The following is an 18,850-nucleotide window of genomic DNA, read 5'->3' on the forward strand; positions in this document are numbered from 1 at the left end:
TTTTCTATTAATAGTTACCCGCGCGCAGGAACGTAACCGTAATAGTCACGAACCATAGCCTGCCGCACTTTTTTCGATTGCGGAGTGACTCCGTTGCCCCAGTGGACTAAAATCCGAGCAAGGGCGTAATAGTTTAGAGGAATCTCCGCTTTCTTACATAACGAAAGAAGACCCCTGATGACCAGCACTGCCTGCTCAATATCCAGAAACTGAATAACCCGTAACCGACTTGCGATTGCATCCGGTTTAGCCGGATCATTCGCACTGTAATCCCCACCGAGTTCTGAAAGTTTTCTAGATGCTAGAGCAAAGGATTGCCCTACCTTGAGAGGATTTTCCTTGTTTGTCTGGGGAATCTCAGGAAACATAGCTGTTAGGGCGGCAGCACGTAGCACAGATGTTTGATCCCTTACGACATCATCACAGTATGGTAAAACGTAGGGAAATGCGTAGCTTTCGGTGTAAGGGGAAATACCCTTTCTAATAGCTGCTATTAATTTTCGATTTTGGCTAGATGACCCACTGTTTTCTCTGGCTACCAGGATTAATGAAATAAGAGTTTCCCACGATGCACGATTAGACATTATTTTTCGCTTCTCCCTGAATACCCAATGCGATCCGTAGCATTCTGGCTGTTGATGTCCTCAAAAAACTACCCACAGTTTCCACTTGCGGCAACATTACCTCCTCATAAGGGTTAACGACACAACGATAGGCATCAATGGCTGCCTTCTGAGCTAATCTCATAATCTCGGCAACCGGTATGGAATCACTTAAAGTAGAAATATGTACCTCGAGTTTTGGATACAAAATGCGCCAAAATTCTGATGACGCATCAGCCTGTAGATTTTTTAGTTGCGGTAATCTAGGCTCACGGTTTGCCAAGTTTCCGCTGCTTGCACGGTCAGAAAAAACCTGTTTCAATTTTCGATGCATCTTATCAATAAAACTTGCCACTTGTTGAACATCATCGTCTGTTTTATCGTTACCAACCCAGATTCGGGGATTGTCCGGTATGAAAAAATCTGATGCCCTAACAATTGGAGATGAACTTGTCCCCCCAATGAGATGTCTTAAGAACGCAATTCTCGATTCTTCGTTAGGGTTCCATATTCGTTCCTGTATTTCGCATTGCTCACGCAATCGCCGGGGATTTCCCTGAGAAGTCCAATCAACTGCAAGCTGAGTGGCATCCCTGCCCAACTCAACTCTAACAACCTGGGATTTTCCCTTATTATTCACCGAGTACAGATACATGGGATCCAGTTCGTTACGAGCATCCCACCATTTTTTTCTGATGCCTTTAGCTCGAGACTTGTTGCTTAGGCTCCCTCCTTGCTCTGGTAATAGCCACTTCTCAGGAATTCCCCCAGTTTTTACCTCAACTAGACAATGATCACCCCAGGTGCATGCTGCAGCATTGGAGCTCCATGTTGCATTCCAAAAAGCATCATTTACTCCTGGGCATGGTTCGCGTTTAGCCCAGGCAGGTAATGAGGAAGACTTAACCCATTTTTTTGGAATGTTGAGTAACAAAGTTGAATAGATCGATTCATCAAACCAAAACACTTCCGTGGCTGTGTTATCTCTTCCCACGAAGCGTAACCCTGGCGAACCCATTTCACACTTTCTACCCGCATACTTGTTGTTTCCAGCAGGCGAATAATGATGAAATATGAGAAGTGTCAAGAGCGCTGCGGGTAAATCTAGAACCTTTTTCTGAGTCATTCCGAAGTTCCAAAACTGTTCGGCTTCATCCCCGGGCATCGAAGGTAAGAGCTTTTTCACCGCCCCTTTTGGTTCCTCTTCTGGATTTACAGGCTGCTGTAGAAAAGGATTATCCGCATCAAAGGGATTGCAGTAGGGCGCTAATTGCTTAATCGCCTCGTCAACTGCTACTTGATCTGGGTGAGGTCTAGAGGCGTCTTGCCTAAATCGTTCTGCCACCACAACTATGTCTCGCAAAAAACGGAGTACCGCACCAACCTGAAAACCTGATCCTACGAAAAGATCTTTTGTGTGCAGAACCTGGGTTTCTTCAGCACAAGTCAGGGGCGACAATAAAACTTCCCGTGGAGTCATCAATCCACGCGTGGTGGGAATCCACTTTTCATCTACCAATACATTGATATTGCTTCCCATAGTTCTCCCCCGTGATACCAGCAGAATACTAAACTACAAGACACGCGTCAATAATTTTGATAGCATAATTTTGTGCCCCCGCAGGAGCGAGGAAAAAATATTGCCACAAGGCACGCAGAACTACCCCCAGCCATTGGGGAATAACACTGCGATACTATCAGAACACAGGAAAATACCATGCCGTTTTTAACCCTAATTCCGGTTCACGAAATACTCGCGCAAGCATACTCGAGCATTGCTGCTGAGAAATTACAGAAACCAAACCGGCGAAGGCTAGACATTAACAATCCTGATACGCGCCACAGATTAGTCATGGGGATTTTCGGAAATCTTGGCGCGAATCCACGCTCAGACAACAATATTCTTTTCCGCGTTGAGCAACAGCCCGCAAAGGCACCAGCTTTCCTTATCCATTCTGACATAGCTCCGGATCCTGCAAAGTTAACTCCGAACAGCCAAACACGGATTATTGAAAATATCGAACTACAACCTAAAAAAGCGGTCGCTTTTCGTTTAAGCATCAATGCAATTCGTAGGCACACCAAAAAAATTAATGGAGAAAAAATTGTCGAGGCGATTCCGGTAAGAGCGGACAATTACTCGGAAAACAGCAATTACGGTGACTTGAACTATTGGTTACAACAAAAACTTTCACCTGGACTTTCAGACGTTAGTATTCTTAACCATCAACGGGAGGTAATACACTCTTCAAAAGATTTAAAATCTAAAGGAAAGACGATCCAGATCGATTTGATTGATGGGGTTGGAATAATAGAGGAGGTGAGCGCATTAGAAGATATGCTTAACAAGGGAATAGGGCGAGCAAAAGCTTATGGGTGCGGACTGCTCACTATCAAAGTCTTGCGATAAGCATGTCCACATCATTTCAAGATTTTTGGGCAAAATATGACCCTGTCACTGGTGCCACATATCCCGCTATACTGCATCTCTTAGACAGCGCCACTGCCGCAATCGCTGTATATCAAGTTTGGCTGCGAGCAGGTTTGCAAACCCGCTTGAATGACTGCCTCGGTACTGAATCAGTTAAGAAATTGGCTCTAATTGCGGCGTCACATGACCTGGGAAAAATAAACCCGGTGTTCCAAGGCCAGTTGGCTGTTAAATCCGATGTTTCTTCTGTCGGTACACAAGATGACGATCAAAAGCCATTTACGATTCAGTTTGCAAAATCTGTGTTATCAAATCTGGACTCCTCCAGGTTCAGACGTCCCGAAGCCGGAGGGGCAATCGCTCGCAACTCTTCGATACGCCGACATGAGCAAGTGGCGGCATTAGACTTTTTCGAATGCGAATCCGGACTCAGCAACCTGTACGCAAGCCCTAACTGGTTGGGACTTGCTTGTTTGGGTCACCATGGAACTTTTCGTGTCCCTCGACGTACTGAGAGCACGAAGGATTTTAGAGGGGGCGAATGGAAAAATATCCGCATTGCATATCGCAAAATTCTAGTACGAGAAATTGGTGTTTCCTATGAAAGTCTCCCTGCTGATCTATCCCCCATTGATACGCTACTCATTTCAGGTATAACTATTATTTCGGATCGCTTAGCATCAGGAAATGATTGGGTAACTGAACAGCGAAAAGTATTGGAAAATATTCCCCTGAACCACTCCCTGCTTGACAAATGGATAATCACTAGTTACGAACGAATGGAACGTAGAGTTCGCCGTCTTCTGGGCACGTTTGCTCCGCTAAAAGATCCCTCGAGTACTTTATTTGGAAAATGGAAACTCCGACCCGCGCAATTAGCGGTTCGCGATATGGGTGCAGGGCTGCTAACGATAATGGCGCCTACCGGTTCAGGAAAAACAGAAGCAGCACTGCTACGCCATCACGCTAACGGTTACGAGCATGAACGGTTAATTTTTTTACTCCCCACTCAGGCAACTTCTAATGCTATAATGGAGCGCTTTCAGCTGCTACTAAAAGAGACTGGAAATATAGCCTCACTTGCGCATGGGATGGCTGTTTTAGAAGAGTTTTACAATCAGCCGCTTGACGAGGCACACATTGAGACAGATCTAATCACTAATTCTCTTCACCCAACCGATTTTGTTCGGCAAGGATCCGCCCGACTACTTGCGCCTATTTGCGTGGGCACTGTTGATCAGCTTGCAATGGCAGCTTTACCCTTGAAGTGGACACATTTACGACTTACCGCCCTCGCAAATGCACACATCGTAATTGACGAGGTTCACACCTTAGACGCCTATCAGACTGAATTACTAAAACCTATTCTCCACTGGCTTGGAATATTAGGCACCAGGGTAACGTTGCTTTCTGCCACTTTGGCTGACGAACAACTCAAGCAGCTAATTGGGGCATATTCGGAGGGAGAAAAGACCGCGATAAAACCAACAGTTCCCATAGTTCCTGCACCCAGTTTTCCATCAGTTCTATTAACAAATAAGGGGTCAACCAAGAAACAACTTCTAACACCCGAAAAACGATACCAGATTGATTACCAGCTCGATTTTGAGAAAGAAAAAAACAGCTACAAACACCTCGCAGAGTCGCACATCCAGTGGCATGAACAGGTTCGTAAAAGATTTCCTACAGCACGCATAGGTATTTTTACAAACACTATAAAAAATGCCCAAGAAATCGCATTTGAAATAAAAAAATCCGGGCAAAAAGTAATCGTTCTTCACTCTAGAATGACTGCGGCTCATAAGTCTCTTGTTTCCGATAATCTGACTAAGTTTCTCGGTCCCGGATCTACTATTCAGGGGTTAACAGTGGTTGGTACTCAAGCTATTGAAGCTTCCCTTGATATAGATTTTGATCTAATAAGTTCAGACTTAGCTCCAGCTGCTTCATTGATTCAGAGAGCCGGTAGGTGTTGGCGCCGAGAAGATGCGGATCGTATATCGCGAATACCCGGCGTTAGTAACCTGTTTATGCACATAGCTTCGGGTACAAATTTTGAGAGTGAAACTTTTGCTAGTTGGGGTTTCCCTTATCCCCGAGCGGCAATGCGTAGAACCTTTGAATGGTTGCGCAAACATCGCGGATCTATAGAAGTTCCAGGACAAATACAGGAATTCGTTGATGAGGCTTGGGTTAGCTACAACACTCTCGAAAGCGAAGCGGATTTTGAGAGCATAGCGGCAGATGGAATTAAAACTATGAGAGCAGAGTATTGGACCGAACCACTTACAAACCTGCTAGGCGAAGACGGGATAACTCTGACCAGTTTTGAAAAACTAACCGGCCCATTAGGAAATAAAGAGAACGCTCAGGGCGAAACTCCGCTGACACGTTTTACAGATCGTCCCAAAGCTTTTGTCATTGCCTGCGGATCACAAGCAAATGTTCTCGGAGCCACCTCAAAAGAACATTTGGAGAAACTAATAAACATACCGCGCAAAGAATGGGAAGTTAGGAGCTACCACAAGGCGTTGCTTGATGCACTCAAAGCGGAAATTCCTATCTCAGCGAGCACAGTAGTACGAAAGTTTGAAAATAACAGCGATTACATTACGCAGATCAATGAGTCAGCTCCCGCTTTATTGCGGGGGAAATATATTTTAGATTTTGATAACACGGGGATAGATTCTTCCCGATCGTTACGCTATGACCCGACCTTAGGATTACTAGTAGATTCATAAACCCTATTTGAGAGGCGCAGTCGTGTCCTACTCCGATCAAGCTCTAATATTTGCAAAAATACCCGTTAACCACCAGATACGTGAGGCGGATCGTATCTCCTTCCTATATCTTGAATACTGCCGTATAGAGCATAGAGGAATAATAATTATGGCTGCACAGCTTGCGCCTGTGCGGCATTATCACTAAATCCCGCCCTAGGAATAATTCATATAAGTGATGCTAGGGCGCTCCTGTTCGGCCTAGCTGATTATTACAAAACAAAATTGGTAATCCCACTCGCATTTCGCGCTTTAGACCAGAGCGACCCAAGGACGTGGAATAGAGGTGAGCTTTGGGACTTCGACGGGCTCTTACTTGTCGAGAACCTTCTTTTGTAGCTAGCAATCGATAAAAATCAGGTTTGAGATGTTAGTTCAACAATATCGCCAACGGTTAATCTAAAATTGCCTGTGGGACAGTGTATTCCCCGTGCAAGCGGAGGTAATTCCGCAAGATGTGTTCCCATGCAAGCATAGGAACCGTATTCCCCGTGCAAGCGGGGGTAATTCCGACGTTTTCAAAGGCGGCGCCGCGAAAATGCAGTATTCCCCGCGCGAGTGGGGGTGATTCCACCGACCAGGTGGAATGCCCAAGAATCGCTTGGTATTCCCCGCGCAAGCGGGGGTAATTCCATGTCGATGGTCGCATATTATGACCGAGCACAGTATTCCCCGCGCAAGCGGGGGTAATTCCGGCATTGAGTAGCCCTCCTGCCAAAACTCCTGGTATTCCCCGCGCAAGCGGGGGTAATTCTAATTTTGAAGCGAAACATCCCCGCGCGAGAGAATATTCCCAGCGCAAGCGGGGGTAATTCCCGTGGGATGATAGTTCGCCACATCCCGGCAACGTATTCCCCGCGCAAGCGGGGGTAATTCCTCCCAGCTCATAATCGTGTCCACCAAAGGAACGTATTCCCCGCGCGAGCGGGGGTAATTCCCAGGTAGATCAATCCGATATCGCCGCGTGGCTGTATTCTCCGCTCAAGCGGAGGTAATTCCACCCGCAAAATCGAGGGCGAGCTAACCCGCATGTATTCCCCGCGCATGCGGGGGTAATTCCAGCTACAACGAACTAGCCACCGTTTCAGGTGCATATTCCTCGCGCAAGCGGGGTAATTCCATTAGCATCGAGTGGCAGGACAGGCAAAAGCAGTATTCCCCGCGCAAGCGGGGGTAATTCCTTGATCCTCGGTAAAGGTAAAATCCAGGGTGAGTATTCCCCGCGTAAGCGGGGATAATTCAATGATTTGTCGTTGCCGTGATCCCCGAGGTGAGTATTCCCCGCGCAAGCGGGGGTAATTCCATGGCGCACCAATAGCCGCGCATCCCGTACCAGTATTCCCCGCGCAAGCGGGGGTAATTCCATGTGGAACCCCCAAACCCACGTCATCAAATGGTATTCCCCGCGCAAGCGGGGGTAATTCCGGGCTAAACGCAGGAGCAGAAGCAGGCACGCTGTATTCCTCGCGCAAGCGGGGGTAATTCCGAAACCTGGTGCGCCACCAACGGTGAACGCCCGTATTCCCCGCGCTAGTGGGGGTATATTCGACTATATCGAGCGCAAACCTTCCCGATTATCCGCTCCAGTTGCAGGCTACTACAGCGACAGCCCCACCAGGTGTCCGACGGCACCGGTAATCAGCATGGCGAGGGCGCCGCCGGTAATAACCCTAATGACGGCACGTCCTCGGGGAGCTTCCGAAAGCCAAGCTGAGGTGTAACCCGCCAAGCCTAGCGCCACCAACGTCAAAATGAAGGTGGCGACAAACTTGGAGGCCGGAGGGAACAGCAGGATAGCCAGCATCGGCAAGACCGCGCCTAAGACAAAGGAAATCGCAGAAGAAAAAGCCGCATTCCACGGGTTAACAAATTCTTGCGAATCAATCGAATAACGCGCCTCTACCTGCGCCGCCACCGGATCAATCGCAGAGTACTCTTTCGCTACTAACCGGGCGGTTTCCGGCGAGAGTCCTTTGCCCTCATAGACCTTAATCAGACCCGCAAACTCACCCTCGGGATCTTTCCTCAGCCGGGTATTTTCTTTATGAACCAGCGCTTGCTCCGTATCCTTTTGGGTAGATACGGATACATATTCGCCCGCCGCCATAGAAATCGCCCCCGCGACCACTGCCGCCATCCCGGCGGTAAAGATTGCAATATTATTTTGCGGATCAGCGGCGGCCACCCCGACCACTACGCCGGCAGTCGACACAATGCCGTCATTAGCTCCCAGCACCCCGGCACGCAACCAATTAAGCTTGGAGGCCGTCTTCACGCTTTCATCGGTATGCTCGTCCCGCTCTCGCGTACCGGAAGAAGCACCTAATATTCTTTCTCCCACCAAACTCATTTGGCACCTCCATTTACCAGCACGTTTAAGTCGTTCGATATTTTTTCTGACTGCAAGGTCAGATTAGCAAGACAAAAATTTTTGCGAATTAAAAAACGAGATACCGCGACTAGACACAGACCAGCCCATGCGAAAGAGACCCCATCTCTAAGGGAAGGCGAGCCAAAGGAAAAATTCTGGGATTCTTACCCCGCGCCCTCGAGAAAGGGACGCATAAATCGTGCGGCACGATCAATCCCCTTCATAACGGCGCTTAGCTCCCGCTAGCGACGTAACCCGGGTTAAGAGTAGACCTTCATGAGGAAAAGTAGGGCTTACCTTAGTTAGATTTTTCCCTGAATTAGCTGATAAAAGTATGTTTACTAGGAGAAAACGCCACTGTTTTACTCCCAAAAGAAGCAGATTAACAAAACAGGGCTCTTGCTTATTTTGTTTGCCCTAACCCTAAGAACAGCTAGGCAGGAGGGTGCGTGCTGGCGGCCTAAAAAACTCGGCAATCCCAGCCTAGACACTAACGCGCGGGCACAGAAAAAATCTGCGCCCGCGCGTTAATAAATATCGACCTAAAGAAGGTATCTTTTACCGATTAGCTGCCTGCAGCGACACTTCCGCATCCGGTTCATGAGTGATCCGATTCCGCAGGTCACGACGTACGATTTCGATTGCCCACAGCCAGACAACATGTCCCAGCGCCTCCGAAAAATGCTCGGCTAGAGGCTGATCCCAGGGAGCCGGAACCGTCCCCATAGCGGGCATCACGATCAAGTGCGCCAATACCCAAATCAACAGGCCGAAGGCTGCACCCTGCCACAGTTTGATCTTGGGGAAATACTCGGCAATCACGCAATAGAGAATCGCAAAGACAATCGCAAACGAGAAGTGGATAATAAACGAATAAATCGGCAGCTCATTACCGTTGAAGACCACGGAAGTATGCGAAGCATCGTGACTCATCCCTAACTGTTGCAATAGCTCCTGGGGAGGATTAGTTTCATTGCGTTCGGGAGTACGGGGAGGGAAAGGAACTTCCCAACCAAACTTCACAATCGCGCTAAAAATACCTCCGATTAGGCCCACGAGCACCGCTACTCCCAGACGACGCCGGGACGGATCAGTTTTTTCCAAAATATTCATATGTAACTCTCATACAGTTTCTAAATAAATAAGCAGCGATTATTCGCTGCCCTTTTAAAAAAATAGACCTGTTGTTTTTATGGTTGCAATCTGCGGGGACGAAGAGACACTTTTACCCGTATCCGACGATAAGAGAGTAAGACCTCACAAATATCGACTTTTGACCGTATTATCCGTACTCCTTTTACCTATATCCTGATTTCTTAATATCTTTCGCCGGGTCGTATCCTGTTTTTGGTGTATTCAACCAAGGAGATTGCCCAATAATGACAACTGAATCGAAAACAGCAGTAAAAGAACTAACTATTCGCGGAGTGATTATCGGGGGAATCATCACCTTAATTTTCACGGCCGCGAATGTTTATTTAGGGCTAAAAGTGGGGCTAACCTTCGCTACCTCGATTCCAGCGGCAGTTATTTCCATGGCGATTCTGCGGTATTTCAAAGATCATACCGTGCAAGAAAACAACATCGTGCAGACCATCGCTTCTGCAGCCGGCACTTTATCGGCAATCATTTTCGTGCTGCCGGGCCTAATCATGGTGGGCTGGTGGACTGGTTTCCCCTATTGGACCACCGCTGCCTTGTGTGCACTAGGCGGCATCCTGGGAGTCACCTACTCTATCCCCTTAAGGCGCGCCCTCGTAACCGGTTCTGACCTCGCTTTTCCCGAGGGCGTAGCAGCCGCGGAAGTCTTAAAAGTCGGAGACACTCACGAAGGCGCCGCCGATAATCGCCGCGGCCTGCGTGTGATTATTTGGGGAGCGATTTCCTCTGCCTTCTTTTCCCTGCTCACCAACCTAAAAATCGCGCTCTCCAGCGTAACCACCGCTTTCAAAGTTGGTGCTGGAGGAACCATGGTAGGTACCAGTCTTTCCTTGGCACTCATCGGCATCGGTCACCTGGTCGGTCTGGGGGTGGGCATCGCCATGATCTGCGGCATGGTCATCAGTTACGGGGTGCTGCTCCCCTACTTTTCTTCCGGCCAGCTCGGCAGCGGAGATATTGCCGAGGGCGTGCAAGGAATCTTTGCTTCCGACGTGCGTTTTGTAGGTGCCGGGACCATCGCCATTGCCGCTATCTGGACGTTCCTAAAAATCATTGCTCCGATCATCCGAGGAATGCGCGAATCCTTGGCAGCTTCACGTAGGCGCAAAGCGGGAGTGAATGTTCCCGCGCAAGAACGCGACCTGTCTCTGGGATGGGTAGTAGGGATTACTTTGGCACTCATGATCCCGATCGGCATGCTCTTATGGTTGTTCCTAAAGGGCACCCCCTTGGAGCATCACACTGGCGGTCTGATTTTCCTGTCGATCCTGTTTATTTTGGCTCTCGGGTTAGCAGTTGCCAGTGTCTGTGGGTACATGGCGGGACTAATCGGCTCCTCCAACAGCCCGGTTTCCGGAGTAGGCATCCTAGTTGCGATTCTGACTGCCCTGGTGATTAAGGCGGCAGTACCCGCTGGAAGTGACCCCAAAACCTTAGTTGCCTACACCTTATTTACTGCAGCTATTGTTTTCGGGATTGCCACTATTTCTAATGACAACCTGCAAGATCTAAAGACCGGCCAACTAGTCAACTCTACCCCGTGGAAACAGCAAGTGGCCTTGATAATCGGGGTAATTTTTGGTTCCCTGATTATTCCGCCGGTATTGCATTTAATGAATAATGCTTTTGGTTTCCAAGGAGCACCCGGTGCCGGTAAGAATGCACTGGCCGCTCCGCAAGCCTCCCTAATCGCAGAGCTAACCAAGGGCGTATTCGGAGGCGATATTGATTGGAGTCGCCTAGGGCTGGGAGCATTGATCGGGGTGGCCATCATCTTGATCGATGAGATTCTAAAGCACACCACTTCCCGTTACTCGCTGCCCCCGATCGCAGTGGGGATGGGAATGTATCTACCTATTACCCTGACCATCCTGATTCCGATTGGCGCGACTTGCGGGGTCCTCTTTAACCGTTGGGCAAAAACTCGGAAGAATCCCGAGGCCGCGTCCCGAATGGGCACCCTGCTGGCTACCGGGTTGATCGTAGGCGAAAGCCTATGGGGCGTGGTTTATGCCGCGATTGTGGGCACTACCGGCAGTGAGGAACCACTAGCCATCGTGCCTGATTCCTGGTCGGGAGTGTCCTCCCTCGTGGGGCTGGCTATCTTCGTTGCTTTAGCCGCCTGGGGATACCGCCGCGCAAAGCAGCAGGCCGAGGCTTAAAATCAATCAAATTGATGACGCTAGAGGAGAATCAAATCCCTCTTTACCCGCACGCAACTGACTGACGTTGGTGCGCGGAGGATTGGTTTCCCCTCCCGCCCAAGAATTCGGAAAACGTAGCGACGTTTTCCGAATTCTTATGCCCACCGCGCCTGCTCGGATAAAACCAATCCCCCGCGCAGCCTAAAGCCAACGGCCGGGGAACTGCACTACGCTGGCCTGCGGCTCCACTAGTTTGACTAGGTCGCGATGGTCAATTCCGGCATCCAAGTAGGGGTCGCGGGAAGGAATTAGCTGGTAACCAAGTTTTTGATAAAAGCCAATCACCGGAGCCTGCGCTGTGACTTGCAGTAGCACTACTCCGCCCCCCTCGGAACTCCCCCAGCTGTTAAGCGCTAATCGTTCGGCGCCCCGCACCAGTTCTTTACCGTTTCCACACCCGCGAGCAGCGGGTAGTACGGCAAAACGTCCTAGCTTCCCGGTTATAGTGTCCCGCGGCAACTGGGGAAACATTTCGGCCAGGTCGGTGGGAATCCCGATTTTTGGCGGGGAGATCCTGGCGGCCGCGATAGTACCCGAGGCATCCTCACCTAAAAGGTGGATAGTTCCCTTAGCGAAGTCGATATCGTCTATTTCCCGATCCAGAGAGATTCCCTGTTCCAGGTGAAAAACCGCGCGGCGGGTCGCAAAAATGTCTAACATGTCGCGGGCGGTCTCGGCTTGGCGAATCTGCATAGGGGTACTCATACCTTTAAGGATATTTATTTTCCTTCTATAGGGGTGACTTCCGAGGGCAATTTCCTAATAACGCTTAGCCCTGGCGATAGCTAATACCCATCATGGAGCGCGGGTAATGCCATTTGAGCACCCCGGGAGGAGCTACTGCCAGGCAGGTGCCGCATTCCAGACAGGCCGCGTATTCGATATCGACCGAGCCGTCCTTGCGAGCTTTATACACGTGGGCGGGACAAACGCGTTCTAATAGTTTTCCGGCGCCGGTGGCTTTCGCTAGTTCTTGATCGATAGAAATATGGGATTCTTCTTCGTCTACCTCATAAATATTGGCGGTAAGCCTCTCAGATACGGATTCGGGAAGGTAATCAGTCATTTTAAATCGACCTCACTGCTTGTAAACCAAGTTTCACCAGACGGCGGATACTTAGTGGCGATTTTTTTAGCGCCGCCCGCGCCACCGGTAATAGGCGCCGGCGCGGGGTGGTATCCAGGTTATAGACCCCGTGGAACACGTCCGCCGCCAGCTCACCTACCTGGCCGTATAGTTCCTGATTGTGGAGGAACTGCGGAGCCCGCGCGAAAGTTTCCATATCTTTGCCCACGAAAGACGCTTGGTAGTTTTCTAGATATTTATTTAACGAGGACGCGCTAAAGTTTTCCGCTTTAAGCGCCGCATCAATGGCACTGGCAGCGGCTTGAGCAGATCCGGCGGCCAAATCCATTCCCCGAATCGTGAACCCGGTGTTGAGGGTAAACCCAGCCGCGTCTCCTATTAGGATCAGCCCGTCATGCACCAGCCCATGCTGCATGGCTTTACCACCCTCGGCTACCAGGTGACAGCCATATTCCACCAGCTTTCCCCCGCGCAGGAACGGTTCGATAAAGGGATGCTGTAAGAAATGATCATGCAGTTCAGAGGAAGATAACTGTTTTTTCTTCAGGTCATCTAGCATCGCCACGATCCCGATAGAAACCGAATCCCGGTTGGTGTACAGGAAACCGCCGCCTGCTACTCCTTGAGTGCAGTCCCCCACCATTTGGTAGGCCGCGCCCTCGCCCTCTTGCAGGTTGAAGCGTTCTTTAACGGTTTCTTCCCCTAACTGGATAACGGATTTCACCCCCACCCCCAGGTGACTAAGGGGTTCTTGCGGGCGAATCCCGGCATACTGGGCAAGGAAGGAATTCACCCCATCTGCAGCCACGATTACTTTGCCGTAAACGGTGTCTTCTCCGGCGCGCACCCCGCAGAACTTCCCGTCCTCACGCACCAGTTCATCGACTTTCATGCCCGGCATAATGGTGGCTCCGGCTTCTTCGGCCTGTTCCGCCAGCCAGGGATCCAGTTTGGCACGCAAAACGCTGACGGCGTTGACTGGTTCTGCTAGGCGCTGATCCCAATACTCCAGGTTGACCGCGGAGGTCGGGTTCAGGAAAGACAAAATGTTCTTGTTAATTTTCCGTTCAAGGGGGGCTTTCTCAATAAAGTCCGGGAAAATCTGGTTCATTACCTGGCAGTAAAACACCCCACCCGAAAGGTTCTTAGCCCCTACTTCCGAGCCCCGCTCAATCAATAAGACCTCGTGACCCTCTTTTGCTAATAGGTAGGCACATACCGTTCCGGCGACGCCGCCACCTACGATAATGACATCGAAATCGTATTCCACGCTCATGTTTTATCTCGCTGCCTCCACTGGGCGGATTACCTGCTTCGGAATCTCTACCTTATCGCAGTTGGCAGCATTCAATAATGCCGCGGACGCGATACCCGTTAGACTTTTCTCAGAGGTAAGGAGGACAATGAGCGGGCAGCAGGAAGCTAGCGGGCAGAATCAGCGGGCTGAGCGACGCGAAAAACCGTGCGAGAAAAGTGACCGTCCAGTTCGCCGCCGCACAAAAGCCTTAAATAACCCTCCTGCAAAGATCAACTTTCCCGAGGAATTACCGGTTAGCGCCCGGCGGCAAGAAATCGCCGAAGCTATCGCCAATAACCAGGTGGTAGTGGTTTCGGGGGAAACTGGATCCGGGAAAACTACGCAGCTGCCAAAAATTTGTTTAGAGCTAGGCAGAGGACGCGGCGCCCTCATCGGACACACCCAGCCGCGCCGGATTGCTGCCCGCTCAGTGGCTACCCGGATAGCCCACGAGCTGGGAGAAGAGCTGGGAAAAACCGTCGGTTTCCAGGTGCGTTTTACCGACGTGGTCTCTAGCAAAACCATGGTCAAGTTGATGACGGACGGGATTCTACTAGCGGAAATTCGCACCGATCCTCTGCTGAAACGCTATGACACGATCATCGTGGATGAAGCCCACGAACGCTCCCTGAATATTGATTTTATTTTGGGGTATTTGGCGCGCTTGCTGCCCCGCCGCCCGGATCTGAAAGTGATTATCACCTCGGCAACTATTGATTCCCAACGTTTTGCCGAACATTTTTCCCGCCCCGGTTCCCCAGTCCCGATTATTGAGGTTTCGGGGCGCACCTACCCGGTTCAAGTGCTTTATCGCCCCCTGGATGGCTCCGATAGCGAGGATGAGGACGCAGAGGGTGATGAGGGCGATGAGGGAGCCCGCGGGGAAAACCGCAAACGCCTCTCTAACCAGCAAAAAGAGGGCGCCGCCAGCGGTGAAACAAAAGACCAAACCGAGGGAATCTGCCAGGCGGTTGATGAACTTTTTTCTGGCGACCCCGGTGATATTTTGGTGTTTTTGCCAGGCGAGCGAGATATTCGGGACACTGAAGCCGCCCTCGCCGCACACTTGGGTTCCCGGTACGTGCGCGCCGGGGAACGCTCAACCACCCCAGGCGCAATAGAAATCCTGCCCCTGTTTGCCCGGTTATCCCCGGCCGAACAACAACGCGTTTTCGCCCCCCACCCTTATCCGCGGATAGTGCTGGCCACCAATGTGGCGGAAACTTCGCTGACCGTGCCGGGCATAAAATACGTGATCGATCCCGGTCTGGCCCGGATTTCTCGCTATTCCCAACGCACCAAAGTGCAGCGCCTGCCGATTGAGGAAGTATCTCAAGCCAGCGCCCGTCAGCGAGCGGGGCGCTGTGGACGAATCAGTGACGGGATTTGTATCCGCCTATATTCGGAAGAAAACTTCCTGGCACGTCCCCAATTCACTGAACCCGAGATTTTACGGACTTCCCTAGCGGCAGTAATTTTGGCGATGGCCTCGTTAAACCTGGGGAAAGTCACCGATTTTCCCTTTATCGACGCCCCGGATCCGCGGCAAGTCCGGGACGGGGAACAGCTGCTTTACGAACTGGGTGCTCTTTCGGAGCGGGGCGAAAACGCCGAAGGTTACCGCCTAACTAAGCTGGGGAAACGCCTGGCGAAGCTGCCGATCGATCCGCGACTGGCCCGGATGCTGCTGGAGGCCGACCGGCGCGGCTGCGTATCGGAGGCACTAGTAATAGTTTCGGCACTTTCAATGCAAGATGTGCGCCTGCGCCCTCTAGAACACCAAGAAGCCGCCGATCAGGCTCATTCGCGTTTTCTGGATTCCAGTTCCGATTTCCTCACTTACCTTAATCTTTGGCGCTACCTGCGCACCCAATCCCGCGATCTGTCCGGAAGCGCCTTCCGGAAAATGTGTCAACGTGAATTTCTGCATTACCTGCGTACTCGCGAATGGCAAGATCTTACTAACCAACTGCGGCAACTATTAAAAGAACTGGGAATTAGCGCCCGCCCCTTAGCGAAGCCCTCTCGCTCGAGCTACCAGCCAGATCCGGAGTCTCGTGAGCTAATTGTGGCCTGCCAAAACCTCACCTCTAAATATTCTGACACGGAAGCTATTCATCGGTCCCTGCTGGTAGGGATGCTTTCGGGGATTGGGAACTGGGATCAGCGCGCCAAACAGTACCTAGCGCCGCGCGGCGCCCGCTTCACCATTTGGCCAGGTTCGGGGCTCTCTAACCGCACATTCGATTGGGTAATGGCTGCGGAACTGGTGGAAACCTCCCGGCTGTTTGCCCGCAATGTTGCCCGGGTTAATCCCGATTGGATTATTCACGCCGGAAAACACCTGGTGAAACGCTCCTATGGGGAGCCGTATTGGTCAAGTAGGAAAGGCACGGCGCTAGTGCCGGAACGAGTCACCCTCTACGGGCTCACTATTGCCGCGGACGTGCCAGTTCCTCTGTCCCGGCTGGGAAATAAAATGATGCCCGCGCTATCGCCTGCGGCAAATAAGCTGGATCTTCCTGGCGAGCAGACCCCGCAAACTGCCCGGGAGTGGGCACGCGCCCTCTTTATTGCTAATGCCCTGGTCAGGGGGGATGCCCCCTTGAACTATCCCTTCTTGAAACGCAATGAAAAGATACTGGAGCGCGCCCGGGAAGTTGAGCAACGCACCCGTCAGGCCGGAATAGTTGCCGGAGAGGACGCCTTGGCGGCTTTCTTCGCCGCCCGCTTGGGCAAAGAGGTAACCAATCCGGGAACTTTCGCGGCCTGGTTCAAGCGTCAAGATGACCCCCATATTTTGGATTACCCCGAGGACGTGGTGCTCACCCCCGCTGCCACCCAACAAGCGCCCCGCAACTACTCCAGTGGTAAAGCCGCAGATCATTCCATTGGGGGCAGAACTGATTTGGCGGGCAAACTTACCCGGCTGTCTCGCGCCGGGTTCCCCGACCGCTGGATAGGAGCAGATTTTAGTTTGCCCCTGCAGTATCACTTTGCCCCCGGCAAGGAAGAAGATGGGATTACCTGCCAGGTTAGCTTGGAGCAGTTGCCCTACCTGGATCCGCAAGAGTTTCAATGGACGGTCCCGGGCTTGTGGCCGGAGCTGTTTACTGCGCTGATCCGGGCGCTACCGAAAACGGTGCGCCGCCAGTTAGTTCCTGCCCCACAGGTGGCGGCGGAAGTGAGCACCTGGATTGAGCGCGAACTGGCCAACCCCAAGCCTGCTACTGGCACTACCGAAAGCCGCGAGCCTACCCCGGTGCAGATTAAGCAGGAGGAAGCGTTGCAGGCTTCTCTGGGGCGCCTAGCTGCTTGGGCGGGGATTGAAAAAAGTAATAACGCGCCTTCCAGTGAAAATCAGTCCAAAGTTTCGGGGGATGGAGGCAGCACCAAGAACGCAGATTCAGACCCCTCGGAGAGCACAGAACAGGGAAAAAACGGGGACTTATCAGGGACAGGCACTCCCCAAGCCGCTGCACCCGCAGCGGCGGATACCCCTAAACAGACTGACCATCGCAACCTAACGGAAGTTTCGCCTAATAAGAAGCAAACTGCACCCTCGCGCCCGCTGGCTTCGCTGTTCATCGCGGCTCTCGACCAGCTACGCGCCGTGGAGGTAACTGCACAAGACTTTTCCCAGGCAGTCACGGCTTTGCCTGCGCATTTGCGGATTCGCTTTGCGCTTCGGATAGGGAAAGAACAGATATATTCTCGCGACCTTGAAAAACTGCAAAAGCGTTACGGAAAGAAAGGACGGGCCGCCCGCAAGCAAGTAATCCGGGAAGCGCTTTCGCAAGTCAGCAAATCCGAAAGCGGAAAGAAAAACCCGGAACGTTGCAAGCCGACCTCGGGCAGCGGCGAAGCTAATAAAGCCGACGAACAGCGTTTCCCGGAAACAGATTTTTCTCCTTCCTGGCCGCAAATACGTGGGAAAGCGGCAGTTCTACCTGCGCAAACAACCACTAATGCTGGCGGGGTACCTGGAGAAGCCTTCCCGGGCTTACTACCACAGCGCCTGCCGCGGCCTTTCGGATTATCACTACTGTCTGGCCCACAAAAAAACCGCTACGAAAACCCGCGTTCCACCCATAAAAACAGCACAAACAGCAATCAGCAGAATCCAAGCTCCCCCGTTTTCCCGGTACGAGTAGCCCGCTTTGAAAACTTGCAGCCAGCTCAACGTTCCCACCACTTTGGGGTTACCTACCTGCTATGCTCCCAGCTTTACCTGCCTCCTGCCCGGATTTCTACCCGCTGGCCAGCGCATTTAGCGTTAAACCTGGCGGCACTGCCCTACGAAAAAGCGAATCTGCTTTCAGAGCTACAGCTGGTTGCCACCTGGCGTTGCCTGGAACAAGCAAAAGTAGATACCTGGACAGTTAGAGATTCTTCGACCCTGCGGCAGCTGGCTGCAGATTTCCGTGACCGTTTCGAGGACGAGGTATACGCCCTCGCCGGAAAAATTGGAGAAGTTGGTGCCAGCTATCGAGAAGTGGCAGCCGCCCTATCTGAGCATTTCCCGCTCAGCGCTTTAGGCGAAGTCACCCAGGTGCGCTCTCAGCTACCGCAGCTAATCTACCCGGGGTTCCTGTGGGATTTATGCGAGGGAACCGCAGATTTAGGGCGTTACCTGCAGGCGATAGCTACCCGCCTACAAAAGGCAAGCCAGGGGCAAAACAGCGCGATTCACCAGGAAGAACAGGCTTTAGCTATCTGGGAAGGCGCGCGCGAAAATCTAGCAAACCGAGATAATCTAGCCGCAGATCCTGCTGCGGTAGCGTCCTTAATCCACGGGCGCTGGCTGTTAGAAGAACTGCGGGTTTCGCTATTTGCCCAACCCTTAGGTACGCGGGAGCGGGTTTCCCTGCCGCGCCTAAGCAAGCTCCTAAAACAGGCGCAAGTCTAAGCTGTTTC

At 51.6% G+C, this 18,850-nt stretch carries 11 protein-coding genes; 4 read left to right on the forward strand and 7 right to left on the reverse strand.

Annotated features, from left to right (window positions below; genetic code table 11):
* Positions 1-14 precede the first annotated feature (14 nt).
* Entirely contained in the window at positions 15-584 is a 570-nt protein-coding gene (gene casB, locus F605_RS0101975) for a type I-E CRISPR-associated protein Cse2/CasB (RefSeq protein ID WP_081639092.1), read from the reverse strand.
* Complete coding sequence (locus F605_RS0101980; protein WP_022864237.1) at positions 577-2,142, reverse strand: type I-E CRISPR-associated protein Cse1/CasA; 1,566 nt, start codon at positions 2,140-2,142, stop codon at positions 577-579. Before F605_RS0101980 ends, casB begins: the two co-directional genes overlap by 8 nt.
* A gap of 177 nt (positions 2,143-2,319) precedes the next feature.
* Here F605_RS0101980 and cas6e point away from each other — a divergent pair, with 177 nt between their 5' ends.
* The gene (cas6e, locus tag F605_RS0101985; protein WP_022864238.1) at positions 2,320-3,012 is read left to right on the forward strand and encodes a type I-E CRISPR-associated protein Cas6/Cse3/CasE; all 693 of its coding nucleotides are present in this window, start codon (positions 2,320-2,322) and stop codon (positions 3,010-3,012) included.
* A gap of 2 nt (positions 3,013-3,014) precedes the next feature.
* Entirely contained in the window at positions 3,015-5,774 is a 2,760-nt protein-coding gene (gene cas3 / locus F605_RS0101990; protein WP_040765046.1) for a CRISPR-associated helicase Cas3', read from the forward strand.
* Between the two features lie 1,636 nt (positions 5,775-7,410).
* On the opposite strand, the gene F605_RS0101995 is transcribed toward cas3, so the two are convergent.
* Together F605_RS0101995 and F605_RS0102000 are read right to left on the reverse strand one after the other, a co-directional pair.
* A complete protein-coding gene (locus tag F605_RS0101995) occupies positions 7,411-8,163 on the reverse strand; it encodes a VIT1/CCC1 transporter family protein (protein WP_051132077.1) in 753 nt (250 codons plus the stop codon).
* A gap of 579 nt (positions 8,164-8,742) precedes the next feature.
* On the reverse strand, positions 8,743-9,297 hold the full coding sequence (locus F605_RS0102000) for a YagU family protein (RefSeq protein ID WP_022864240.1): 555 nt from the start codon (positions 9,295-9,297) through the stop codon (positions 8,743-8,745).
* A 266-nt stretch (positions 9,298-9,563) separates the two neighbouring features.
* On the opposite strand from F605_RS0102000, the gene F605_RS0102005 reads away from it, so the two are divergent.
* Entirely contained in the window at positions 9,564-11,507 is a 1,944-nt protein-coding gene (locus F605_RS0102005; protein ID WP_022864241.1) for an OPT family oligopeptide transporter, read from the forward strand.
* Positions 11,508-11,690: 183 nt separating this feature from the next.
* Here the strand turns inward: F605_RS0102005 and F605_RS10860 are convergent, their stop codons facing one another.
* The 3 genes from F605_RS10860 to F605_RS0102020 all read right to left on the reverse strand — a co-directional run bounded on the left by F605_RS10860 (position 11,691) and on the right by F605_RS0102020 (position 13,912).
* On the reverse strand, positions 11,691-12,254 hold the full coding sequence (locus F605_RS10860) for a GNAT family N-acetyltransferase (protein WP_081639093.1): 564 nt from the start codon (positions 12,252-12,254) through the stop codon (positions 11,691-11,693).
* A 64-nt stretch (positions 12,255-12,318) separates the two neighbouring features.
* Positions 12,319-12,615 carry a ferredoxin family protein gene (locus F605_RS0102015; RefSeq protein WP_022864243.1) on the reverse strand — a complete coding sequence of 99 codons (297 nt, stop codon included), beginning with the start codon at positions 12,613-12,615 and terminating at the stop codon, positions 12,319-12,321.
* 1 nt (position 12,616) lies between these two features.
* Positions 12,617-13,912, reverse strand: a complete 1,296-nt coding sequence (locus tag F605_RS0102020; RefSeq protein ID WP_022864244.1) for an FAD-dependent oxidoreductase — start codon at positions 13,910-13,912, stop codon at positions 12,617-12,619.
* 91 nt (positions 13,913-14,003) lie between these two features.
* On the opposite strand from F605_RS0102020, the gene hrpA reads away from it, so the two are divergent.
* Positions 14,004-18,842 (forward strand): ATP-dependent RNA helicase HrpA, encoded by a 4,839-nt coding sequence (gene hrpA, locus F605_RS09325; RefSeq protein ID WP_419184827.1) that lies wholly within the window; start codon positions 14,004-14,006, stop codon positions 18,840-18,842.
* The last annotated feature ends 8 nt before the right edge of the window (positions 18,843-18,850 follow it).

This window comes from Varibaculum cambriense DSM 15806 (genome assembly GCF_000420065.1).
Lineage (GTDB): Bacteria > Actinomycetota > Actinomycetes > Actinomycetales > Actinomycetaceae > Varibaculum > Varibaculum cambriense.

Bases quoted from the DNA above. Each gene is read 5' to 3' on its own strand.
- casB (WP_081639092.1), bottom strand. From the start codon at position 584: ATGTCTAATCGTGCATCGTGGGAAACTCTTATTTCATTAATCCTGGTA.
- F605_RS0101980 (WP_022864237.1), bottom strand. From the start codon at position 2,142: ATGGGAAGCAATATCAATGTATTGGTAGATGAAAAGTGGATTCCCACC.
- cas6e (WP_022864238.1), top strand. From the start codon at position 2,320: ATGCCGTTTTTAACCCTAATTCCGGTTCACGAAATACTCGCGCAAGCA.
- cas3 (WP_040765046.1), top strand. From the start codon at position 3,015: ATGTCCACATCATTTCAAGATTTTTGGGCAAAATATGACCCTGTCACT.
- F605_RS0101995 (WP_051132077.1), bottom strand. From the start codon at position 8,163: ATGAGTTTGGTGGGAGAAAGAATATTAGGTGCTTCTTCCGGTACGCGA.
- F605_RS0102000 (WP_022864240.1), bottom strand. From the start codon at position 9,297: ATGAATATTTTGGAAAAAACTGATCCGTCCCGGCGTCGTCTGGGAGTA.
- F605_RS0102005 (WP_022864241.1), top strand. From the start codon at position 9,564: ATGACAACTGAATCGAAAACAGCAGTAAAAGAACTAACTATTCGCGGA.
- F605_RS10860 (WP_081639093.1), bottom strand. From the start codon at position 12,254: ATGAGTACCCCTATGCAGATTCGCCAAGCCGAGACCGCCCGCGACATG.
- F605_RS0102015 (WP_022864243.1), bottom strand. From the start codon at position 12,615: ATGACTGATTACCTTCCCGAATCCGTATCTGAGAGGCTTACCGCCAAT.
- F605_RS0102020 (WP_022864244.1), bottom strand. From the start codon at position 13,912: ATGAGCGTGGAATACGATTTCGATGTCATTATCGTAGGTGGCGGCGTC.